The following is a 22,453-nucleotide window of genomic DNA, read 5'->3' as shown; positions in this document are numbered from 1 at the left end:
GGCATCAAAGCAAAGCATTGTGTAAATCCTACAAGTCAAAGTCCTCTCCTTTGGAGAGGATTTAGGTGAGGCATCAAAGCAAAGCATTGTGTAAATCCTACAAGTCAAAGTCCTCTCCTTTGGAGAGGATTTAGGTGAGGCATTATGGTTTTATACGTGTAATATTTACCGTATCAGGCGAGGTGAGCATTAAAGGTACCTTTTCGACGGTAACAAAACTCAGGTCGAGGCCAAAGTTGCGTTCTTCGGAAAGGCTTACCTTTTTCAATTGCCCGTAAATAAACATCACCGCCTTCTCATATAAAGACAGGTTATGCGAACGCGACATTACCTTTTCGATTACCACAAAGCGGAAGTCGCCGACTATTTTATGTTTGTTGAGCGATTTATACCTGCTGGTGATATCAACTTCACCGTTCTTTACCAGGTCTTCAACCACTTTACGGAATAGCAGGTTAATCTGCTGCTCTACCCTAAAGCCCAGCTTAAAGTCTATACGTATCAGTTTACCGGGCACCAAAAAATCTACCTCGTATTCGCGTTTGTAAGGCTCATCTACTACGTCAACGTGTACCAGCCAGTACACATCGGCACGTTTGGGTTGCTTTTGCAGTATGGAGTAAATAATTTTTGATTCTATTTCAGAGTTAAAATTGGCGCTGGTTAAGTAAACGAGTTGCGAAGCATATTTAGGCACTGTTTCATCCTCGCTCATCTCTTTGATGATGCTGAAATAGTCGTCAATCTCAATAAATTTCACGTACCGGTTCTTGATCTTGCGGGCGATGTGCCAGGTCCACATCACCACAAACAGCAGCAAGCCAATGGTAAGTGTAAACCAGCCGCCGTGTACAAATTTTACCAGGTTACCTAATAAAAAGGTGCCTTCGATAAGGATATATACAACAAAAAACGACCCGATGATGTAGGTAGGTACCTTTTTGCGTTGTAAGAACTTAGATACCAGTATAGTGGTCATGAGCATGGCTACGGTGATGCTTAAACCGTAAGCCGCTTCCATTTTGCTGGAGTGCTGGAACAATAATACCACACCAATACAACCGGCACAAAGCAGCCAGTTAACGCTGGGTACGTATAATTGCCCTTTCTGCTCGGACGGGTAATTGATCTTCACTTTAGGCCATAAGTTCAGGCGCACCGCTTCGGCAATAAGCGTAAACGAACCCGATATAAGGGCCTGGCTGGCAATAATGGCCGCGATAGTGGCGATGCCGATACCATAGATCAGGAACCAGTCGGGCATTATCTTATAAAAAGGGTTGTTAGTGCTCAGGTCTATCACCTTACCCTCGCGTTGCAGCAGCCAAACGGCCTGGCCAAGGTAGTTGAGTACCAGGCAGGTTTTAACATATATCCAGCTGATGCGGATGTTATCGCGCCCGCAGTGGCCAAGGTCGGAGTATAGTGCTTCGGCACCTGTAGTACACAGGAAAACTGCGCCCAGTATAATAAAGGCGTCGTAGGTATTTGAAGTAAGCAGTTCAAAAGCGTAGTAAGGGTTAAGCGCCTTTACAATGGATGGCATCTGCACAATGTAGGCCACACCCAATACGCCCATCATAGTAAACCACACAAACATAAGCGGCCCAAAAGCCTTGCCTACCAGTGATGTACCAAACTGCTGTATAATAAACAGCGCCGCTATTATGGCGATAACTATTTGTACCGTAGGTAAATTAGGGTAATAAGTGGTTAACCCTTCAATGGCTGAGGATATGGTGATAGGTGGAGTAATAATACCATCTGCCAGTAATGCGCAGCCGCCTACTACTGCCGGCACTATTAACCACTTGGCCTTTCTGCGTACCAGCGAGAACAGCGAAAATATACCACCCTCGCCTTTGTTATCTGCCCGTAGGGTGATCACTACGTATTTAAGCGTGGTTTGCAACGTAAGCGTCCAAAAGATGAGCGACACCCCACCTAAAACAAGCGCTTGCGTTAATGGTTGTGAATTGCTTGAATGCTCTAACCCTACTATGGCCTTAAACACATACAAAGGCGATGTACCTATATCGCCGTAGATTATTCCTAAACTAATGAGCAGCCCCGCAGCCGATAGTCGTTGTAGATCTTTATGACTTGACACTTTATATAAAATCGATGCAAAACTATTAAAAAAACGGCACAACTTAAACCCGCAGTAATCGTATAAGTCTATACCACATAGTAAACTAACAAAACCAGTTTTTGTTAAAATTTGTTAAAAGTATTATTTATTCATATGTATGATAAGCAGGTGATAAGTTTATTTATACTTTTGCAAAACGTGTAATAATATGGTTAAACGATCTACTTACGTTAATTCCTGGGTAACTGTGTTGATGTTAGCTATAGCAGTTAACATTGCGCTTGCAAAGGGAGTTAATGCCCAAAAAAGTGATACGTCATACCTGCGCTCGTTCCGGGCACGCCAAACCAAGGCTTTGTTTAAAAACAGCCTGCACCTGGCCATACCGCCTGTAAAACCCGCGGTTACTTCAACCACCAAGCTTAATATTCCGCGTGCCGATGATAAATTGCTTTCCAATGTGCAGATCTATCCTGTACCTGTAAGTGATGTGATCAATATTAAATACACCCTTTCGCGTAACGCTTATGTAAATATCAAGGTGCTGGATGTATTGGGTAATGATGTACTTACCCTTTTATCGCAGCGCATGGAAACCGGCGAGCAAACGCTTAGCTACAACGTAAGCAATAAGCTTAACCGGGGTTTTTACTTTGTACGCCTGGTAGTAGGTAACGAAACCATTAACAAGCGTATTCCTGTTGTATTCTGATCAATTCCTTCACCCCGCCATCATTTTCAACGTTATTTTAGGATTTAGGCTGTATAGTTTCTAATTTGCGGGTCTATGAAAATTATAGCCATTGGCCGCAACTATGCCGAGCACGCCAAAGAATTGAATAACCCCGTACCCACTACACCGGTGATCTTCATGAAGCCTGATACGGCCCTGTTGAAAGATAATAAGCCGTTCTATCATCCCGATTTTTCGCAGGATATTCACCACGAAATAGAGCTGGTACTCAAAGTAAGTAAGGAGGGTAGGCACATCAGCGAAAAGTTTGCCGCCAATTACTATGAAGAGATAGCTCTCGGTGTTGATTTTACGGCCCGTGATATCCAGTCGCGCCATAAAGAAAAAGGCCTTCCCTGGGAACTGGCCAAAGCTTTTGACAGCTCCGCGCCGGTAAGTAATTTTGTGCCCAAAGCCCAATTTGGTGACATCTATAACATCGGCTTTAGCCTGAATATTAACGGCGAAACCCGCCAGCAAGGCAATACCAAAAATTTGCTGTTCTCCTTTGAGCGCATCATCGCTTTTGTATCTCAATACATTACACTAAAAAAAGGCGACCTCATTTTTACCGGCACCCCGGAGGGCGTAGGTAAAGTAGCCATTGGCGATAGATTGGAAGGATTTTTGGAGGGGGAAAAGCTTTTAGATTTTTATGTTAAATAGGTATACAACTATTAAAACGATGTCATTTCGAACGGGGAAGGGGGAGAGATCTACCTCAACTGATACTTACCTATCAGAGGATTTGTCTTCGATGAGCTCCGCTTCATTACGGTTCTCTGTCCCGAAGCTCTTACGAAAGGGTGCAATAAGTGTTATTAGCAATAGCACTCGTTTGTTTTTCGCAATCACGCTGCTTTTCGTATCTGTAAGTGCTTTCGCGCAGGATGTAATTCAAAGCAGGCAATACCCGCGTAACGATTTCAGGTACCCGCTTGACTTGCCCCCTTCCACGGCAGGCTCGTTTGGCGAGTTAAGGCCCAACCACTTTCACTCCGGTCTTGATTTCCGGACCAATCAACGCATTGGGTTTCCCATCCATTCGGTTTATGATGGTTACATATCCCGGGTGCGCATACAGTTCGGCGGTTTTGGCAAGGCATTGTATATTACGCACCCTAACGGATACACCTCCGTGTATGGCCACGTGAATAATTTTACGCCCGAGGTAGAAAAATACGTTAAACAATACCAGTATAAGAACCAAACTTTTGAAGCCGATATCGCTATACCGGCTGGTGTATTCTCCGTTAAGAAAGGCGATGTGGTAGCTATCTCCGGCAATCAGGGTGCCTCGGCAGGGCCGCATCTGCACTTCGAACTGCGCGATACCGTTACGCAGCAAACCATTAACCCGCAGTTGTTTGGCCTTACCATACCTGATAAGATACCACCGGCCATCACCGCTATCGGCATATATCATTTAAACGGTAACCCCTTCAGCGAGAAAACGCCCAAGGAGTTTTTACCTGTGAGCGGTGTTAATGGCAGTTACCATTTATTGAAACCACAGGTGCTAAACCTGAGTGGTAACACAGGGTTCGGTATTTCTGTAACCGATATGAACAGCGCTTCGGCTAACCATAACGGCATCTATTCGCTCGAGTTAAAGCTGGATGGCGTTACCATGTACACATTTTCGGTTGAGCGTTTCGCGTTCGATCAAACCCATGCCATCAACGCTTATATTGATTACCCGGCCTTCCTAACCTCAAGGCGCTGGATGCAGAAATGCTTTATCTTGCCGGGCAGCCGCATTACCTTATATCCGCAATCTATCAACAGGGGTATAATGGCCTTTAATGATGATAAGCTGCATGATGTAGAATTTGTGGTGAAAGACGTTGCCGGTAATACCTCCATGCTGGCTTTCAAGGTGCAGTCAAATACATCAGCGGCCAGTATTGCACCTGCAAAACCCGAGGGTGCGCTGCTCCGTTACGACCGCGAAAGCAGGTTTGCCAACAACAAGGTAAAGGTGGTGATACCGGCAGGTAATTTATATGACGACCTGGATTTCATCTACTCGGAGCAACCGGCTAAACCAGGTGCTTTATCGGTAACCCACCGTATCCATAATAAGTTTACGCCTGTGCATGACAGTTACGAACTATGGATAAAGCCCGACATCAGCCCCGGCCCAAATGCCGAGAAAACAGTAATTGTAAACGCCGTTGGCGGCGCCATACCCAGTACCTGGGAAAACGGCTGGGTAAAGGGCGAGGCTCGCGCCTTTGGCGATTATTACATCAGGATAGATACCGTGCCGCCGGTTATCACCCCCATAAACATCCGCAACGGTAGTAACTTACATGCTGTGCGGGCCATTAAACTGCGCATGAGCGATAACCTTTCGGGTATAAAAAGCTTCGCGGGTAAAATTGATGGGAAATGGGTGCTGGTTGAGCGAGATTACAAAACTAAAATATTAAGTTATACCTTTGACGATAGTGTTGGTACGGGCAAACATACTTTTGAGTTTACCGTTACTGATGCAAAAAATAATACATCAACTTTTACGGCAGAATTTAACCGATAAAAACATGGCAACATCACTTAAAGCCGGCGATAAAGCGCCGGATTTTACCGCTAATGACCAAAACGGAAACCCTGTATCGTTATCTGATTACAAGGGTAAACATGTGATCCTGTATTTCTACCCGAAGGATGACACCCCGGGCTGTACGGCTGAATCATGCGATTTCAGGGATAATTACCAGTCGCTACTGGCAAAAGGTTTCGAGGTGATAGGTGTAAGTGTTGACGATGAAAAGTCGCACAAGAAATTTGAAACCAAATACCAGCTACCTTTTACCCTTATTGCCGATACCGAACACAGTATAGTAGAGGCTTACGGCGTATGGGTTGAAAAAAATATGTACGGTAAAAAGTATATGGGCACAGCGCGCGCTACTTTTGTGATTGATGGTGACGGCACCATTACCCATGTGATAGAAAAGGTGGATACCAAAGCGGCATCACAGCAGGTGCTGGATGTGCTGGCGCAATAACTGTCTGGTAAACATATTTCAAACAAAAAAGGCTTATCTTTATTTTACAGAGAATAAATTTTAGTAAATGGCCCAACAGGCAGACGATGATGAAATATTAAGCAAGTTTAGGGACGAGAACACCCGGAACGAAGCCTTTAACATGCTGCTGAAAAAATATCAGCAGAAAATATACTGGCATGTGCGCCGCATGGTGATAGACCATGACGACGCGGATGATATTACGCAGGATGTTTTTATTAAAATTTGGAAGAACCTGCCCGGGTTTCGTAACGACGCGCAATTGTACACCTGGATGTACCGCATTGCTACCAATGAGTGTATTACTTTTCTGAATAAAAAGAAGCAGAAGAATAATGTGCCGCTTGATGAGGTAGATTACGAACTGGCCGATACCCTGCTCAGCTCTGACCAGTTTACCGGCGATAAGATACAAATGAAGCTGCAGCAGGCTATACTTACCCTGCCCGATAAACAGCGGCTGGTATTTAACATGAAGTACTTTGATGATATGAAGTATGAGGAAATGAGCGAAGTGCTGGGCACAAGTGTAGGCGCGCTCAAAGCTTCATACCATTTGGCTGTTAAAAAGATCGAGAACTTCATACTTTCAAATGATTAATTTTTAAATTAGTATTAAACCTTTGGCAACATTATTCATCTATAGGAGTGTATGAAAAGCGATATGGAGAATAAAGAATGGGCGGACGATGAAGTGTCACTTCAACGGTTTTCAAAAGAAAACCCGTTTGCAGTGCCTGCCGGCTATTTTGAAGAGGCCGGTCAGCGCATATTGTCCCTTGTGAAAGTACAGGGTTTAAAAACTGATGACGAAGCACAGGGTTTTGCGGTGCCCGAGGGTTATTTTGATAGCTTGAGCGGTAATATCCAAAGCCGGATAGCGCTTGAAGAAGCCGTACCGGCAAACCAGCCTTCATTCTCGGTCCCGCAAGGGTACTTTGATGAACTTGCAGCTAACATACAAAACCATATCAATTTAGAGGAGGTTACTAAAACGCGCGAAACCGGTTTTGCCATACCTGCCGATTATTTTAACGATATGCAGCAGCAGATCAGCAGCCGCATAGCTGTGGAAGAAATACTGCAGCAACCTGTAGCCTTTGAAGTACCTGCCAACTATTTTGAAACGCTTAATAAAGACATACTTAACAAAACCGTTGGCCGCGAGGAAGCCATACGTAAAACCATTGTACGCAAGCTTTGGGCTTCAAACACCTTTAAATATGCCACTGCTGCCTGCTTAGCGCTGGTAATAGGAGCAGGCGCCTTTTTACGTAACGCTCCGGCACCTGTTGAGCACCAGAAAACTTTGCTGCATACCCAGTTATCACAGATCCCGGCCGATGAGATAAAGGACTACCTGGAGCTGCACTTGGATGCTAACGACAACCGGCAGTTAATGGAAAACGAGAAACAGATAAATACCGATGCGCTTGCAGATGACCTGCAGGATTACATGGATGTTAACTAACCGATGAACAAGCTTTTTAAATATATAGTACTGTTTATTACCCTGCTGGCAACAACCGGCGACGATGCTTTTGCGCAGGTGAACGATCTGCGAAGCGGTTTCAGGCGCACCACCGTTCCTGCTGCGCAGCTTAACCGGCCACGCACTGCCAAAGGGCAAAAGATACTGGCTGCACGCAACAATTTCATTAGCAGGCAGCTTAACCTTACTGATGATGAGTCGCGCAGGTTTTGGCCTATTTATAACCAGTACCAGCAGGACCTCACCGCCGTACGTGTACTTAAGCGCTTAAATAATTCCAGCGCATCTGCCAACGGTACCGAGCAAATTGATAAGGAGATCGCTTACGAAAAGCAAATGGTAGAGATACGCCAGCGCTATCGCGACGAGTTCCTGAAGATCATGTCGCCGGAGAAAGTAAGCCTGTTATACAAAAGCGAACGCGAATTTACCGACGAACTCATCAAGCAACTGAGCGAACGCAGCGTAAGAGCTGGAAATTAAGGAGTTAAAACGTTGTAAGGTTGTAAGGTTGAAATGTTATCATTAAATTAATAGAGCAGCGTTAAGCTGCTTTTTTGTTAATAACCTATCTGCAAACACAACCAACTTTACAACTTTCCAACACAGCAGTATTATTCTAACTTTGCAACATTCCAACGTTTGAACATTACAGCCAGAGAATATGCTCACCCTTCGCCAGCTTTTTTTAAATAACAACGCGCAAACTACCCACTTCCCGCTTCTGCTTGAGTTTGACCGTGCCGAAGGCGTTTATATTTATGAAGAAAGTGGCAAAGCCTATATCGATCTTATATCGGGCATCGGGGTAAGTAACCTGGGTCACAGCCATCCAAAAGTGGTACAGGCGGTAAAAGACCAGGCCGAGAAATATATGCACCTGATGGTGTATGGCGAGTATGTGCAAACGCCGCAGGTACGCTTTGCCGAAAAGCTGGTGAGTCTGCTGCCCGCCGCGCTTAACTCTGTATATTTTACTAACTCCGGTACCGAGGCCGTTGAAGGGGCCATAAAGCTGGCCAAACGTTATACCGGCCGGCCTAATGTACTGGCTTACGAAAACTCTTACCACGGCAGTACGCACGGTGCGCTGAGTGTAATGGGTAACGAGGAGTTTAAACAGGCTTATCGCCCGCTATTACCGGGCACGGGTTTCCTGCGCCTGAATAACTTTGATGATCTGGAACGTATCAACAACCAAACCGCTTGCGTGATACTGGAAACCATACAAGGCGAGGCCGGCGTGCGCGTGCCTCAAAAAGCGTATATGCAGGCGCTGCGCCAACGCTGCAGCCAAACAGGTACGCTTTTAATATTGGATGAGATACAGGCCGCCCTCGGCCGCACCGGAAAGTTATTTGCATTTGAGCATTTTGATATCGTTCCGGATATTTTGCTGATGGCTAAGGCGCTTGGCGGGGGTATGCCCGTAGGGGCATTTGTTTCTTCGGTAGAGATCATGTCGGCGTTTAAAGAGAATCCTATACTCGGGCACATTACCACGTTCGGTGGTCACCCGGTTTGTTGCGCCGCGGGCCTCGCCGCGCTGGAGGTATTGCTGAACGAAAACCTCATCAGCGGCGTAGCAGAAAAGGAGGCTATCATACGCGAGCATCTGCAGCACCCGGCTATCAAAGAGGTGCGGGGAACCGGCCTCATGCTGGCGATAGAGTTCGAAAGTTTTGATATTAATAAGAAAATTATAGACACCTGTATACAAAATGGTGTAATCACCGACTGGTTTTTACACTGCAGCAACTCTATGCGTATAGCCCCGCCTTTAATTATTACTCAAAAAGAGCTGATTAAAGCCTGCAATGTTATTACCTCAGCTATAGCACAACATACAGGTATATAAGTACTTACCCATTAGTCTTAGGTGTTATACATCAAATTTGCGTAAAAAAAATACAAAACTGCGCTGGCAGGGTTATACGTGGCATTTTATGGTATGCTTTATGCATATAGCTAAGTGCCTTTGAAAATTTTGCTTATATCAATGTTAAAAGGCCTTTAAAAAGGTCTTTAGTGCATAGTTTTCGGGTCAGTAGGTGTATGATAAAAACATGCTACCGTTTTTCTTGAGCTAAAAACAGAATTCTTCTACTATAATATGAAAATCGCATACATATCAACCTATCCACCCCGCGAATGTGGTATTGCCACCTTCAACCACAATTTAATGAATGCCATCAACGCTAACTTTCCTGAACGTAAGGATCCGCTTGATGGGGGATATGTGGTAGCCTTGAATGATTCTGAAGATCTGCAGGAATACGAGTACCCGTCGCATGTAAAGTTTGTTATCCGCCAAAATCACCAGAAGGATTACATCCGTGCCGCAAGTTATATTAATACCAGCGATGTGGATGCCTGCATACTGGAACATGAATTTGGTATTTACGGCGGCGAAAGCGGTATTTATGTATTACCGCTCATTAACCGTTTGGAAAAACCGCTTATCTCTATCCTGCACACTGTTTTAAAAGACCCCAGTTACGTACAGCGTATCGTAATACGTGAAATTGCCGAGCAATCAGCTAAGATCATCGTAATGAGCAAACGCGCGGTGGAGTTCTTAACCACTATTTATGATATCCCGGCAGAGAAGATACAGATCATTGAGCATGGTGTGCCTGATCTGGAAGCGCCGGAAATTAACCCGGTTAAAAGCCTAAGCCAGTTTAAAGGCCATAGGGTAATGCTTACTTTCGGTTTATTGAGCCGCAACAAAGGCCTCGAAACCGTAGTTAAGGCCCTGCCAAAAATTGTAGAAAAACACCCTGATGTGATGTACGTGGTATTAGGTAACACCCATCCAGGCGTTATTAAAAGTTCTGGCGAGGAATATCGCGACCACCTGAAAAGCCTTGCAGCGCAGCTGAAAGTTTCGCAGCACCTGTCATTCATCAATAAGTTTGTGACCGAAGATGAACTGATCAATTACCTTACTGCTACAGAAGTATACGTAACCCCATATTTGAACGAGGCGCAGATTACGAGCGGTACCCTTTCATACGCTGTAGGTTCGGGCGCGGCAGTAGTATCAACGCCATACTGGCATGCTACAGAATTGTTAGCTGATGACCGTGGCCGTTTATTTGATTTCAAAAATGCCGACGCACTGGCTGATACGGTAAATGAGTTGCTGTCTAACGACGCGTTGTTGAAAGAACTTAAACAAAACGCCTATGAATATGGTCTGCACCTTCGCTGGCCGGTAATAGGTGCCGAGTTCATTAAAGTGGCTCAGGAAGCATCTGCTAAGCACGACTTTAGCGATAAAATATTAAAGAACAGCATAGTTGACCCAGAGATATTACCTAAGTTCAGTTTAGCACACGTATTAAGGCTTACAGATGATACCGGTATTGTACAACATGCTAAGTATGGCATCCCTAACCTTAAGGAAGGGTATTGCCTTGATGATAATGCCCGGGCGCTCATTATGGCGCTAATGGCCTATCAGCGTAACAAAAGCAGCGATGCGTATCGTCTGTTACCTATCTACCTGAGCTATATCCACTACATGCAAACAGATGATGGTAACTTCCGCAACTTCCTAAGCTTTGATAGGCGTTATCTGGATGAAGTAGGATCAGAAGATTCATTTGGCCGTACCATATGGGCTTTGGGCCATTTGATCAGCTGCGCGGCCAGCAATTCTTACCGTGAGTTCGCGCTGGAGTTGTTCCATAAATCATACCCGCACTTTAAAGCACTTAAACATATTCGCGGGCAGGCTAATACCATTATTGGTATAGCGTTGTACCTGCAGGTTTACCCTACAGATGAAGGTATGGTGGCAGAGTTGGTACGTTTAACCAATCCGCTGGTTGAGGCTTATGAAAACACCCGTTCTGACGATTGGGAATGGTTTGAAGAGAGCATGACCTATGATAATGCCATATTACCGCTGGCCCTGTTGCACTCTTATGAAATTACCGGTAACCAAAAGGTAAAACAGATCGCTTTAAAAACGATGGCGTTCTTAGACAAGCTTACCCTTTCTAACGGTTACCTGAGCCCGGTAGGTAACGATGGCTGGTATTATCGTGGTGGTACCTTCCCAACGTTTGACCAGCAGGCTATTGAAACCATGGCTATGGTACTGATGCACTTCCAGGCTTACCAAACTTTCCGTAAGCCGGAATATATTGAAAAAATGTTCCTGAGCTATAAATGGTTCCTGGGCGAAAATACCCTGCGTGCACCGCTTTATGACCACGAAACCAAAGGCTGCTGCGATGGCTTACTGCCAACCGGCATTAACCGTAACCAGGGCGCCGAAAGTACACTGGCCTACATGATATCTCACCTTACCGTATTAAAGGCTTTTGAGCTGGAGTACGAGTATAATAAGATGGAGCAAAAAGTAAAGATCTGCTAACGAATGAAGGCTGCTATACTATCGCCCGTTGCCTGGCGCACACCGCCCAGGCATTACGGGCCCTGGGAGCAGGTTGCATCTAATATTGCCGAAGGCCTCATAAAGCTGGGCGTAGATGTTACCTTGTTTGCCACAGGCGACTCCGTAACCGCGGGCAAACTTGACGCGATATGTGAGCAGGGCTATGAGGAAGACCGTACCCAGGATGCCAAAGTGCTGGAGTGCCTGCATATTAGTAACCTGATGGAAAAAGCCGGGGAGTTTGACATTATCCATAATAACTTTGATTTTTTGCCGCTCACCTATACAGGTTTGATAGAGACGCCGGTGATCACTACCATTCACGGCTTTTCGTCGCAAAGGATTATCCCGGTATATAAAAAATATAACAGCCGTGGGCATTATGTGTCTATCAGCAATGCCGACCGCAGCCCGGAGCTTAATTATCTGGCTACCGTTTACAATGGCCTGGACACTGCCGATTTTAAGTTTACAGAACAACCTGGTAACTATCTGTTGTACTTCGGCCGCATCCATCATGATAAGGGCGCTGCGGAAGCGATAGAAATAGCTAAAAAAGCAGGCAAGCAATTGCTGATAGCGGGTATTATACAGGATGAAAATTACTGGAAAGAAAAAGTAGAACCGCATTTAAGCGACCAGGTGGTGTACCTGGGGCCGGCAGGGCCAGAAAAACGCAATGAGTTGTTAGGCAACGCGCTGGCTCTATTGCATCCCATCAATTTCGCGGAGCCTTTTGGCATGAGCGTAGCCGAAGCGATGCTTTGCGGCACACCCGTAATCGCTTTTAACAAGGGCTCAATGCCGGAGCTGATACAGCATGAGCGTACAGGTTTCCTGGTGAACAGTACAGATGAGGCAGTCACTGCGGTGAATGATGTTAGCCGTATAAACCGCAACTATTGCCGCGAATGGGCATCAGCTAATTTCTCTAAAGAAAAAATGGCCGACGATTATTACCGGCTCTATCAACAAATATTATCGGTTTAAAATAAAAAAAGGGCTGTTTCTATTGAAACGGCCCTTTTTGCTTTTACTTTATACACTTAGCGGTGGCGCTCATGCTGTATTTGCCTGCTCAAATGGTTTTGCTGGTGGTTTACCTGCCTGTACTGCTGCGCCATTAGCCTGCCACGGTTGGCCTGGCGGTCGGCAGCTATTTGGCGGTTAATGTTTTGCTCGCGGCCTTCAAGCCTTGCAGCTTGCCCGGCATGCAGTTGCCCGGCGGCAATACCATTGGCAATACGTTGCTGCTGGTTAAAGCGGCGCTGCCCCACTTCGTTATTGGCATAATTGGCCCTGGAAGCATTGTGCTTGTCGTTATAAATATCCTTGCTTTCCTGGTTTTGGTCTTGCTTGAGCTGCTGGCGGTCCTGTTGGGTAAGGTGCCCGTTATCGGCAGCACGGTCTGCACGTTCCTGTTGATTAATGTTCTTCTGGCCGTTTTCCAGGTTTTTGGTTTCGCCGGCGGTTAGCTGCCCGGAATGTATGCCGTTGGCAATACGGCCCTGCTGGTCAAACTTGCGTCCGTTTATACGGTTCATGGCGGCAACAGCCGGATGCCCTCCGTTTTGAGAAGCCAGCTGGCTGCGGTCCTGGCGGGCTGCCATCATGTGTGATTGCTGCTGCGGGGTAGCATCAATGTGCCGCTCACTCATGGCAGTTTGTTCCTGCGGGGTAGGGCGGGCGTTTACGCCGCCTTGCCCGTTAAAGCTTACACGGTTATTATTCACCACTGTATTATTGATCACGGTATTGTTTACATAAGTATTGTGTACCACAGTAGTATTTACGTTGGTGACGGCTGTATTGTACCTAAATACGTTACCGGCCCATACACCACCGCCAAAACCAACGCCGCCGTAGCCAAAGCCATAATTAATGCCGCCGTAAAAACCAACATGCGGCCCCCAATAACCGGCATGGTAAACATACACACCATCAGTAAAGCCCCAGTAGCCGGGAGTCCATAATAAGCCGTAATGCGGTGGCCTTACCCACACACCCGGAACCCAGTAATAACCGTCATCGCCGTAGGCCCAGTAACCGGGTGTCCAAATATAACCGTCGCCGGGGCATACCGGCTGTGTGTAAACAGGCAGTGCAGGCGGGGCTAAATGAACCGATATACCTACGCCGATGCTTACCTGCGCGAATAATTTTGTTGATGCAACCATCATCAGGAAAGCGATGGCCATTGTTTTCATTACTGTTTTCATAAGATGTCCATAAATGAATAATTAGGGTATTCATAGGGGTCTGACCAATAGCTATACCAATAGTTTAAGATTAAAAAAATACTAATCTGTTCAAAATGATATACTTGCGCTTGGTTTCCTCCGATAACAGCATTGGTTTACGGGTGGTAAAATGTAGACAAATAAAGAAGCCGCTTCTTAGTTAACAGAAGCGGCCTCTTTATATTATTTATCAGCTGGTTATTTTGCTTTTCCCAGCACGCTGTTCTTATAACCGTAGCTGAAATAAATAACCAGGCCTATAACGAGCCATGACAGGAAACGTATCCAGCTTTCGTACTCCAATTCGGCCATAAGGTAAAAACAGCTTAGCAGGCCTAAAACCGGTATCAGCGATAGTTTCTTAACAAATGCAAGTATGCTCAATGTGAGCGAGAGCAGCAGGAACAGGAAATAAGGGAACTTATGATGTAAAGCCTCACCCTCAAACAAGCCCGATATCCAGTGGCGGCCAAAGTATACGCCGATAATAAATAGGGCAGGCACAATAAATTGCGAATTAATGTAAGGCAGGCGGAACTTACCCCTTACAGCTGCTTCACGAGGTAACAGCAATACGCCGCCGCAAACCAGCACAAACGCGAACAGCGTACCTATGCTGGTAAGGTTGGTTACCTCGGTGAGGTTTAAAAACAGTGCCGGAACGGCTACCACAATACCGGTAATAATAGTAGCGAAAGATGGCGTATGGTATTTTGGGTGGATGCGTGAGAACGCCTTTGGCAACAGGCCATCGCGGCTCATGCTCATCCATATGCGTGGCTGCCCCAGCTGGAAAATGAGCAATACGCTGGCGGTAGCGATAACCGCGCTTACCGATATAACATAGCTGATATTTTTAAGCCCAACCTTTGAGAATACAAAAGCCAGCGGATCACCTACCTGCAGGTCTTTATAGTTCACCATACCGGTAAGTACTAAAGCGATAAGGATATACAGCACAGTGCAGATGATAAGCGAGTAGATCATGCCTTTGGGCAGGTCGCGCTGCGGGTTTTCACATTCTTCGGCAGTGGTAGATATAGCATCGAAACCAATATAGGCGAAGAATACGCCTGATACGCCTTTCATGACCCCGCCAAAGCCATTAGGCAAAAACGGGTGCCAGTTGGCCGGGGTTACATAAAAAAAGCCGATGATAATAACCGCCAGTACTACGCCTATTTTTAGATAAACCATGGCGTTTGTAGCTTTTTTAGTTTCGCGTATGCCTATATAAACCAGGTAGGTAATAGCAATTACAATAAGCAGTGCCGGTATGTTGGCAATAAACTTTAAGTTGCCTATGCCCGGGGCCGTGGCCCATGCATTGGCAGCATTGCGTATATGTTCGGTAATATCGGCGGTGTCGCCGCTGGCGGTGAGTTCCTGTACCTGCTCGTGCGCCTTAAAGGCCGAAAAATAATCGAGCGTAACCCAGGTGGGCAGGTGTATGTGGAAACCATCTAAAAGGTTCACAAAATATTCGCTCCACGATATGGCTACGGCTATGTTTCCTATGGCATATTCCATCAGCAGGTCCCAGCCTATGATCCAGGCAATAAGTTCGCCGAAGGAAGCGTAGGCATAAGTATACGCGCTGCCGGCCACCGGTATACGCGAGGCAAATTCGGCATAACACATAGCCGAAAACCCACAGGTGATAGCCGTAAGGACAAATAACAAGGTTACACCGGGGCCGCCATTAAATGAGGCCTCGCCAATGGTAGAGAAAATACCTGCGCCAACTACGGCGGCAATTCCCATTAAAGTAAGATCGCGGGTATTGAGGGCTTTTTGAAGATGTGATGAGCCCCCCGAGTGTTCGCCGTCGCTGAATCCGCTGGCAACATCTGCCAGAATTTTTGATACAGACTTTTTGCGAAATATGCTTTTCGACATGTACGTAGGTCAGTTTTATTACAACATCAAACATAACCATTTTTTTGCATTGAAAAAGTATATGCCTTACTTTGTGCCGATGAACAATGGCGCTAAAGATGTTTTGTACCGGGTACGTACCTTATTTGTACCTTATCTGTTTATCCTGAGCGCCTGCCTCATCATTAAGCTGATATTTACCCGGGCAGAAATATTCTTCGCCGTTAACAGCTATTACACGCCTTTTCTGGACACTGTAGAACCTTACATTACCCACCTCGGCGATGGCTGGACGATGATCACCCTTGCGGCCATACTATTGCTTTTTAATTACCGGGTGGCATTTTTAACTATTACCAGTTACGCTGTAACAGCCCTCACCGCGCAGGTGCTTAAATATAGTTTTGATATGCCCCGGCCACGTATCTATTTTGAGGCCGAATTGAGTCGCATACACTTTGTAAAGGGATTGTATATACTGGCAACGCATAGTTTCCCCTCGGGGCATACGGTTACTGCCTTTAGTTTGGGTATGGTAGCTACTTACCTCTTAAAAAATAAGAAGTGGGGTTGGGTGTTCCTTTTTTACGCGCTAATGGTGGGTTATTCGCGCATGTACCTAAGCCAGCATTTTTTTGAGGATGTAATGGGTGGCTCGGCCATAGGTGTACTGGTAACGGCGGTATGGCTTACTTACCTGGATAGCCGTAAATTTATCAACAGCCCCCGTTGGAGCCGGGGGCTGTTGAAACGATAACACTTAGGCCATCGCTTTTTTTCTGCGGGTAACTAATACCACAATTACAATGATCAACATGGCAGCGCCTCCAAAAATCCCCACCTTAGCGGCGGTAGACATACCTTTGGCGTTGCTAAGGTACTGGTCGTTACGCTGTAACTCGGGAGATATTTTAAGCGATGCCGAGTAAAGTTTGTACTCACCTTTCGCCAGATCTTTCCTTAAGGCCTCGTAGTAATACTCAATGGTATAAGTAATATCCTGCGTATACACAATGATGAAATTACGCGATTGTATACCCGCGCCTTCATCAACCTCGAGCGTAAAGGTTTTGGCTTTTAAGTGCCCCACGGTAGTATCGCGCAGGTTCATCACATCGCCATTGCTTTGGCCTTTAATACCTTTTACATAATCCTGTAATACCTTATTCAGGTCTTTCTCTTTCTGTAAAGGCTTTTTGTCCTGGTTAGGCGCGCGTATCACGGTCATGTAACCATATGCGCCATTGGCGTTGTAAATGGTTTGGCCTAAGGTGTCCTTTTTGGTGTATTTCTCCGGGAGGGAGATGGTGATCAAACTATCAATTTTAACCGGCTTTAACGGTACCTGTCCTTGTGCAAAGCTTTTTGCAGCAAATAGCACAAGGCTCACAAATGCAATTAACTTTTTCATGTATAAGTAACGGCTTAAACACGGATAAGTTTTAATTGATGTACCTTATGGGTGCTTAAAATATCATTAAATATCTTATTTACTGATATTTAGCAATCTTGTTTTGTTGTATTGTTGTAGTAGTATCGGCAGTATATTGTAAATAACATTGCCTATTATAACGAGTGCTGCAAGCAGATAATAGCCATTAAATACGGCCAATATAGCCGTTAAAAAGAAAAATACCAGGCATAACAAGTGGAAGCGTTCATACATGGCTATGGTATGTTTATAAGCCTGCGCCTGGCCGCGGTTTCGGATGTGTTTATACTTAGGATCTTTAGCGCGGGAGCGGCGGTTGGCCAAATCGCCGTTTTGTACAAACCTGCGGATAAACCTTACTCCGAGCGCTTCATAAAATTTGGAACGGTAACTGAGCTGCAACTTTTTAGCAGGAATAATTAACGCTGCCACGCTTACCGCAATAGCCGTTATTAACCATCTTACATCAAAAGCCTTAAACCAGTAGGTGAGTACCGGCGCAAAGCAGATGATGGTCCAGAAGAAGTTGATAAGCTGGTTCATGTATTGTGTTAAACAAAAAACCCTCTCCGGTATGGAGAGGGTCAGGTATTTATATTTTATCCATTTCGGCTTTTACAAATTCGGCGAGTTCTTTTACATAGTCCGCGCTGAAATCAAATTTGATCCCGGCTGTTTCGTAGATTTCCTTAATGGTTTTGGTATAACCCAATTTTAAAGCGTCCAGATATTGCTGTAAACCTTTCTCCGGGTTTTCCTTGTAATTTTTCCAAACGGCTATGGCGCCAAGTTGGGCCATGCCGTATTCAATGTAATAGAAAGGCACTTCAAAAATGTGCAGTTGTTTTTGCCACAGGTTTTGTTCGGCTTCGGTAAGGCCGCTCCAGTCGGCAAAGCCCGCGCCAAAAGGTTCATATATTTTTAACCATGCTTCGGTGCGTTCGGCATCGGTGTGGTCGGGGTTGGTGTATATCCAGTGCTGGAACTGGTCAACGACGGCAACCCATGGCAGGGTTTTCAGCACATCATATAGCTGGTCGCGTTTGGCGCGTTTGAGGTCTTCCTCGTTATCAAAGTAAACGTTCCAGTTATCCATTGATATCAGCTCCATTGACATGGATGCCAGTTCTGCTACCTCGCTTGGGCAGTGTTTAAAATCGTTCAGTTCCAGGTCGGCCGTCAGAAAGGTATGTACCGCGTGGCCGCCCTCATGCACCATCGTAGTCAGATCGCGGAAGGTGTTGGCCGAGTTCATGAAAATGAACGGTGCGCCTGTTTCAGATAAGGGATAGTTATAACCGCCTGGTGCCTTGCCTTTGCGGCTCTCCACATCAAACAGGTTATTATCCTTCATGATCTCGAGGCGCTCGCCTAAATAACGGTTGATATTAGAGAAACACTGGATAGATTTTTCGATCAGTTCGCTGCCATTGCTGAACGGTTTTAATGCGGCGCGCCCATGCGGGTCTACATCCATATCCCAGGGTTTAAGGCTTTCTACCCCCAAGGCTTCGCGGCGCTGCTCGGCAAATTCGCGAAGAATAGGCACCACTTCTGTTTCTATAGCGGCATGGAAAGCGTAGCAATCCTGCGGCGTATAATCAAATCTGCCCAGCGCCTGGAACATATAATCGCGGAAGTTCTCGAAGCCGGCATTTACCGCTACCTCATGGCGTAGGCCGCGCAGGTGGTTAAACAATTCGTCCAGCTTTTCCTTATCCTGCAAGCGGCGCGCGGTGATCTTTTCCCAGGCATCCTGGCGTTTGGTCCGGTCGGTATCTTTCAGAAATACAGACGCCTGCTCCAGCGTATATTCCTTATCGCCAATGTGTACCGACATAGAGCCGGTGATCGACTGATATTTCTGCTGCTCCACCTGTATCTGCGTTTGCAGCGGGATATTCTCCTCGCGGAACAGTTCCAGTTGCTTGCGAACGCCGCGCAGCATTATAAAATACTTTTCTTCGTTCAGTTGATCAACAAACTCGCTGTTCACCAGCTTTTTATTCAGCTCGTTGTTATAAGGCGCTGTTTTAGGCTCAATTTCGGTAGCGAAATACTGGAAGTTTTGCAGCAGTTCGTCGTTGGTGGTATCGCAGGTCATGCGGATGTAGCGCCAGGCAAAATCTTCTTCTAAGGCGGCCTGTAGTTCGCTACCATCGCGCAGCCATTGTTCCAGTTCCTCGACCGAGCTAATAGGGCGTTCCAGCAGTTCTTTGTATATCGGTTCCAGGGTTTCCCATTTAATTTCGAGGTTCTCCGGAATGTAGGTACGTGTTTTCTTGTGGATCATATAATTGATGTGCAGATATGCTTATTTGCAAATATGCAGATAAGTTAGGAAGTTGGGAAGACCGTAAGTCGGGAAGATGTAAAGAAAACCGGGCTGACTCACCCAGGCGCCGCTACGCTGGCCGACTCTCTCTGCTGCGCGAAAAGAGGGTGAGGAATAGAAATAGAGATAAAAATACCCCCTCTTTGCGCAGCAGAGAGGGGGCAGGGGGTGAGTCAACCTTAAACCGGCTTATATATCGTCCTCGCTACTTCCCTTATACCCTCCTCGTAACTGGTGGGCTTAAAGTTAAAGGCACGCTCAAATTTGTCGCTGTTAAAGTTATAGTCGTGGTCGTACTGGTAGTACATTTCAACGGTGCCGGCAATTACTTTTACAAAAAGGCCCATCAGTTTTAGCATTAGCTTACCCACACGCATAAATTTAGGTTTCACGCCATAAGTACGCGCAGCAATTTCCAGAAACCGGTGGCCGGTAATGGCAGGGGCGGTGGGTAGGTGCCACACCTGGTTATCACTCTCCGGCGACTGGCCCAGCAGGTACATCGCGCGACCGGCATCTGGTATGTAAATAAAGTTATGCAGCTTATTTGGGTCGCCCAGCCATTGCGCGCTTTGTTTTTTGGCGTATTTAGCCATTACCATCATATCAAAGAAGGCGTTGGTGCTGCTGGTGCCGTAAAAGTCGGGAGCGCGGGCTATGGTAGCATTTATATTACCGGCTTTTACTTCATCCATCAGCATGTTGGCTACACCGGCCCGTATCTCCCCTTTTTTACTGACAGGTTGATAAGGCGTTTCTTCTGTGATAGGGCCGTTCACCAGGCCATACATGTAAATGTTATCAAAGAAAATTAAACGGGCGTTGTTGGCTTTGGTAACCTCTATCACATTGCGCATAATTACAGGCCATTGCTGGCGCCATATGTCAATATCATACACCAATCCGGCGCAAAGGTATATCACATCAGATCCGTTTGCGGCCTGTCTTACCTGTTCAAGATCAAGCAGATCTGCCTTTTGCCAGCTTACGTTCTTGTTTTGAATATTCACCGGGCAGCGGCTCACCAGGCGCACGGTCTTATTGTTTTTTATTAGCTCATCGGTTAATGCGTTGGCCACCGGGCCGCCAGCACCTAAAATGGTATGTATCATGGTTTCTCTGTTTTTGGTATGATACAAAGGTGAGTAAAGCCTGATAATGAAAACGTTATCTTAAGATAAGAAATTGGGGGTTAGAGATCAGAGATTTGTGATTAGAGATCAGGGGATTATCATACATCCTCTCCTAAGGAGAGGGTAGGGTGAGGCTACACCAAAATCCTTCTCTTTATCCGCGATAGCGATACCGGCGTAATGCCCAGGAAATTGGCAATATAATGTTGCGGCATACGGCGGATGATGTCTTTACCGCTTTCCAGTAGTTTAAGATAGCGTTCTTCCGGTGTTTGGGTGATAAAGGAGGTAACGCGGTCTTCGTAGCAAATGAGGTAGTATTCGGCCAGCAGGCGGCCAAAGCGTTCTATTTTGTAAGCCAGCATGGGGTTGTTCAGCATAGCATCCCAGTTTTTCTTGCTCACGGTAAGTATAGTGGTGGGCTCCAAAGCCTGTATATAACTGATGCAGGGTTCGCCGGTTAAGAAGCTTTTATAAGAACTCACATAATCGTTCTCAAAGCTGAAGTAATTGGTAATATCCTTACCATCAATCAGGTGGTAATACCTTACCGAGCCGGATAGCACAAAGCCTATGGTTTTGCATACCTGGCCGGGTACTACAAAATGCTCTTTCTTTTTTAATTTAAGTAATGCGAGGTGTTGTATGCAAATGATCCACTCCGCCTCGTTAAACTCAACGTAAGCGGCCGCATGTTCGCGAAATTGGTTTAACTGCTGCTGGCTTAGCGCATCCATAGCCTGTCTAACAAAAAGAAGGCGGCGAAAACCACGCTGGCTATGCCATTGGTGGTCATAAAGGCCAGGTTCACACGGCTCAGGTCGTTTGGTTTTACCAGCAGGTGCTGATAAATTAACATGCTGCAAAAAAACACTATACCCACATAATAAAGCAACCCAACGTGGGTGTACATCACCGGCATAATAATAAATATGGCCGAAAATACATGCAGCACGGTTGATAGCCTGAGCGCATTTACTTTACCCAACCAGGTAGGGATGGAATGCAGTTTTTCGCTGCGGTCAAAATCCTCGTCCTGCAGGGCGTAAATAATATCAAAGCCGCTTACCCAGCAAAACACTGCCAACGAAAAGAAAATAGGCGTTAAGGCAAAGGCGCCGGTAACCACCAGGTAAGCGCCTATAGGGGCAAGTGACAATCCTAAACCCAATACCATGTGGCAAAGCGCGGTAAAACGTTTGGTGGCGCTGTAACCCAAAACCACCAGTAATGCAACCGGCGAAAGGTAAAAACACAGCGGATTAATAAACCAGGTGGTGAATATAAACAAGGCACAGTTTGCCAGCGTAAAGGTTAGCGCGGCGGCTGGCGTTATGCGGCCGGCGGGTATGTCGCGCTGTTTGGTGCGCGGGTTTTTGGCATCAATGTTCCTGTCCAGGTAGCGGTTAAAGGCCATTGCCGAGTTACGGGCAAATACCATACACAACAGCATCATCACCAGTTTTTGCCACTCAAATTTATGACTGGTAGTAGTAACCGCCAGAAAAAAGCCTATAAAGGCAAAGGGCATGGCAAAAATGGTATGCGAAAACGTAACGAGCGAAAAATATTTTTTCATCTTAAACTGAAACACAAATATCAGAGTTTTTCCTCACACTGGTAAATTTCACATGAGTATTCATTAGTCAAAATCCCGTGTTCGGCATCATCT

Annotated in this window: 20 protein-coding genes; 11 read left to right on the top strand and 9 right to left on the bottom strand. The window is 46.0% G+C overall.

The window, feature by feature from the left end:
• Positions 1–142: 142 nt before the first annotated feature.
• A complete protein-coding gene (locus CKK33_RS17890; RefSeq protein ID WP_095705424.1) occupies positions 143–2,110 on the bottom strand; it encodes a KUP/HAK/KT family potassium transporter in 1,968 nt (655 codons plus the stop codon).
• 190 nt (positions 2,111–2,300) lie between these two features.
• Here CKK33_RS17890 and CKK33_RS17885 point away from each other — a divergent pair, with 190 nt between their 5' ends.
• The 10 genes from CKK33_RS17885 to CKK33_RS17840 all read left to right on the top strand — a co-directional run bounded on the left by CKK33_RS17885 (position 2,301) and on the right by CKK33_RS17840 (position 12,753).
• Positions 2,301–2,804 (top strand): T9SS type A sorting domain-containing protein, encoded by a 504-nt coding sequence (locus CKK33_RS17885; protein ID WP_095705423.1) that lies wholly within the window; start codon positions 2,301–2,303, stop codon positions 2,802–2,804.
• A gap of 75 nt (positions 2,805–2,879) precedes the next feature.
• Positions 2,880–3,491, top strand: coding sequence for a fumarylacetoacetate hydrolase family protein (locus CKK33_RS17880; protein ID WP_095705422.1), 612 nt, complete (start codon positions 2,880–2,882; stop codon positions 3,489–3,491).
• A gap of 172 nt (positions 3,492–3,663) precedes the next feature.
• Complete coding sequence (locus CKK33_RS17875) at positions 3,664–5,367, top strand: M23 family metallopeptidase (RefSeq protein ID WP_233138255.1); 1,704 nt, start codon at positions 3,664–3,666, stop codon at positions 5,365–5,367.
• 4 nt (positions 5,368–5,371) lie between these two features.
• On the top strand, positions 5,372–5,839 hold the full coding sequence (bcp, locus tag CKK33_RS17870; protein ID WP_095705904.1) for a thioredoxin-dependent thiol peroxidase: 468 nt from the start codon (positions 5,372–5,374) through the stop codon (positions 5,837–5,839).
• A 67-nt stretch (positions 5,840–5,906) separates the two neighbouring features.
• Positions 5,907–6,461: an RNA polymerase sigma factor gene (locus CKK33_RS17865; RefSeq protein WP_095705420.1), complete on the top strand. Its 555-nt coding sequence runs from the start codon at positions 5,907–5,909 to the stop codon at positions 6,459–6,461.
• A gap of 51 nt (positions 6,462–6,512) precedes the next feature.
• Positions 6,513–7,331, top strand: a complete 819-nt coding sequence (locus CKK33_RS17860) for a hypothetical protein (protein ID WP_095705419.1) — start codon at positions 6,513–6,515, stop codon at positions 7,329–7,331.
• A gap of 3 nt (positions 7,332–7,334) precedes the next feature.
• A complete protein-coding gene (locus CKK33_RS17855) occupies positions 7,335–7,835 on the top strand; it encodes a hypothetical protein (RefSeq protein ID WP_095705418.1) in 501 nt (166 codons plus the stop codon).
• 181 nt (positions 7,836–8,016) lie between these two features.
• Positions 8,017–9,210 carry an aspartate aminotransferase family protein gene (locus CKK33_RS17850; RefSeq protein ID WP_095705417.1) on the top strand — a complete coding sequence of 398 codons (1,194 nt, stop codon included), beginning with the start codon at positions 8,017–8,019 and terminating at the stop codon, positions 9,208–9,210.
• Positions 9,211–9,465: 255 nt separating this feature from the next.
• Complete coding sequence (locus tag CKK33_RS17845) at positions 9,466–11,742, top strand: glycosyltransferase family 4 protein (protein WP_095705416.1); 2,277 nt, start codon at positions 9,466–9,468, stop codon at positions 11,740–11,742.
• 3 nt (positions 11,743–11,745) lie between these two features.
• Positions 11,746–12,753: a glycosyltransferase family 4 protein gene (locus tag CKK33_RS17840; protein ID WP_095705415.1), complete on the top strand. Its 1,008-nt coding sequence runs from the start codon at positions 11,746–11,748 to the stop codon at positions 12,751–12,753.
• A gap of 56 nt (positions 12,754–12,809) precedes the next feature.
• Here the strand turns inward: CKK33_RS17840 and CKK33_RS17835 are convergent, their stop codons facing one another.
• Complete coding sequence (locus CKK33_RS17835) at positions 12,810–13,982, bottom strand: YXWGXW repeat-containing protein (RefSeq protein ID WP_095705414.1); 1,173 nt, start codon at positions 13,980–13,982, stop codon at positions 12,810–12,812.
• A 219-nt stretch (positions 13,983–14,201) separates the two neighbouring features.
• Positions 14,202–15,902: an amino acid permease gene (locus CKK33_RS17830; protein ID WP_095705413.1), complete on the bottom strand. Its 1,701-nt coding sequence runs from the start codon at positions 15,900–15,902 to the stop codon at positions 14,202–14,204.
• Between CKK33_RS17830 and CKK33_RS17825 the strand changes: the two genes are divergently transcribed.
• Complete coding sequence (locus CKK33_RS17825) at positions 15,889–16,638, top strand: phosphatase PAP2 family protein (RefSeq protein ID WP_095705412.1); 750 nt, start codon at positions 15,889–15,891, stop codon at positions 16,636–16,638. The genes CKK33_RS17830 and CKK33_RS17825 overlap by 14 nt on opposite strands.
• A 3-nt stretch (positions 16,639–16,641) precedes the next feature.
• Here the strand turns inward: CKK33_RS17825 and CKK33_RS17820 are convergent, their stop codons facing one another.
• The 6 genes from CKK33_RS17820 to CKK33_RS17795 all read right to left on the bottom strand — a co-directional run bounded on the left by CKK33_RS17820 (position 16,642) and on the right by CKK33_RS17795 (position 22,360).
• Complete coding sequence (locus tag CKK33_RS17820) at positions 16,642–17,292, bottom strand: hypothetical protein (protein WP_095705411.1); 651 nt, start codon at positions 17,290–17,292, stop codon at positions 16,642–16,644.
• A gap of 75 nt (positions 17,293–17,367) precedes the next feature.
• Positions 17,368–17,856 carry a hypothetical protein gene (locus tag CKK33_RS17815; protein WP_095705410.1) on the bottom strand — a complete coding sequence of 163 codons (489 nt, stop codon included), beginning with the start codon at positions 17,854–17,856 and terminating at the stop codon, positions 17,368–17,370.
• A gap of 49 nt (positions 17,857–17,905) precedes the next feature.
• Positions 17,906–19,606, bottom strand: a complete 1,701-nt coding sequence (locus CKK33_RS17810; RefSeq protein WP_095705409.1) for a M3 family oligoendopeptidase — start codon at positions 19,604–19,606, stop codon at positions 17,906–17,908.
• 221 nt (positions 19,607–19,827) lie between these two features.
• Positions 19,828–20,760, bottom strand: coding sequence for an NAD-dependent epimerase/dehydratase family protein (locus CKK33_RS17805; protein ID WP_095705408.1), 933 nt, complete (start codon positions 20,758–20,760; stop codon positions 19,828–19,830).
• Positions 20,761–20,915: 155 nt separating this feature from the next.
• A complete protein-coding gene (locus CKK33_RS17800) occupies positions 20,916–21,518 on the bottom strand; it encodes a Crp/Fnr family transcriptional regulator (protein WP_095705407.1) in 603 nt (200 codons plus the stop codon).
• Positions 21,506–22,360: a UbiA-like polyprenyltransferase gene (locus tag CKK33_RS17795; RefSeq protein ID WP_095705406.1), complete on the bottom strand. Its 855-nt coding sequence runs from the start codon at positions 22,358–22,360 to the stop codon at positions 21,506–21,508. The genes CKK33_RS17800 and CKK33_RS17795 overlap by 13 nt, the downstream gene beginning before the upstream one ends.
• Between the last annotated feature and the right edge of the window lie 93 nt (positions 22,361–22,453).

The sequence above is a fragment of the Mucilaginibacter sp. MD40 genome (assembly GCF_002288635.1).
Lineage (GTDB): Bacteria > Bacteroidota > Bacteroidia > Sphingobacteriales > Sphingobacteriaceae > Mucilaginibacter.
The sequence above is the reverse complement of the archived record's forward strand: the minus strand, read 5'-3'. Positions and strand labels throughout refer to the sequence as shown.

Bases quoted from the DNA above. Each gene is read 5' to 3' on its own strand.
- CKK33_RS17885 (WP_095705423.1), top strand. From the start codon at position 2,301: ATGGTTAAACGATCTACTTACGTTAATTCCTGGGTAACTGTGTTGATG.
- CKK33_RS17880 (WP_095705422.1), top strand. From the start codon at position 2,880: ATGAAAATTATAGCCATTGGCCGCAACTATGCCGAGCACGCCAAAGAA.
- bcp (WP_095705904.1), top strand. From the start codon at position 5,372: ATGGCAACATCACTTAAAGCCGGCGATAAAGCGCCGGATTTTACCGCT.
- CKK33_RS17865 (WP_095705420.1), top strand. From the start codon at position 5,907: ATGGCCCAACAGGCAGACGATGATGAAATATTAAGCAAGTTTAGGGAC.
- CKK33_RS17860 (WP_095705419.1), top strand. From the start codon at position 6,513: ATGAAAAGCGATATGGAGAATAAAGAATGGGCGGACGATGAAGTGTCA.
- CKK33_RS17855 (WP_095705418.1), top strand. From the start codon at position 7,335: ATGAACAAGCTTTTTAAATATATAGTACTGTTTATTACCCTGCTGGCA.
- CKK33_RS17850 (WP_095705417.1), top strand. From the start codon at position 8,017: ATGCTCACCCTTCGCCAGCTTTTTTTAAATAACAACGCGCAAACTACC.
- CKK33_RS17845 (WP_095705416.1), top strand. From the start codon at position 9,466: ATGAAAATCGCATACATATCAACCTATCCACCCCGCGAATGTGGTATT.
- CKK33_RS17840 (WP_095705415.1), top strand. From the start codon at position 11,746: ATGAAGGCTGCTATACTATCGCCCGTTGCCTGGCGCACACCGCCCAGG.
- CKK33_RS17835 (WP_095705414.1), bottom strand. From the start codon at position 13,982: ATGAAAACAGTAATGAAAACAATGGCCATCGCTTTCCTGATGATGGTT.
- CKK33_RS17825 (WP_095705412.1), top strand. From the start codon at position 15,889: ATGCTTTTCGACATGTACGTAGGTCAGTTTTATTACAACATCAAACAT.
- CKK33_RS17830 (WP_095705413.1), bottom strand. From the start codon at position 15,902: ATGTCGAAAAGCATATTTCGCAAAAAGTCTGTATCAAAAATTCTGGCA.
- CKK33_RS17820 (WP_095705411.1), bottom strand. From the start codon at position 17,292: ATGAAAAAGTTAATTGCATTTGTGAGCCTTGTGCTATTTGCTGCAAAA.
- CKK33_RS17815 (WP_095705410.1), bottom strand. From the start codon at position 17,856: ATGAACCAGCTTATCAACTTCTTCTGGACCATCATCTGCTTTGCGCCG.
- CKK33_RS17810 (WP_095705409.1), bottom strand. From the start codon at position 19,606: ATGATCCACAAGAAAACACGTACCTACATTCCGGAGAACCTCGAAATT.
- CKK33_RS17805 (WP_095705408.1), bottom strand. From the start codon at position 20,760: ATGATACATACCATTTTAGGTGCTGGCGGCCCGGTGGCCAACGCATTA.
- CKK33_RS17800 (WP_095705407.1), bottom strand. From the start codon at position 21,518: ATGGATGCGCTAAGCCAGCAGCAGTTAAACCAATTTCGCGAACATGCG.
- CKK33_RS17795 (WP_095705406.1), bottom strand. From the start codon at position 22,360: ATGAAAAAATATTTTTCGCTCGTTACGTTTTCGCATACCATTTTTGCC.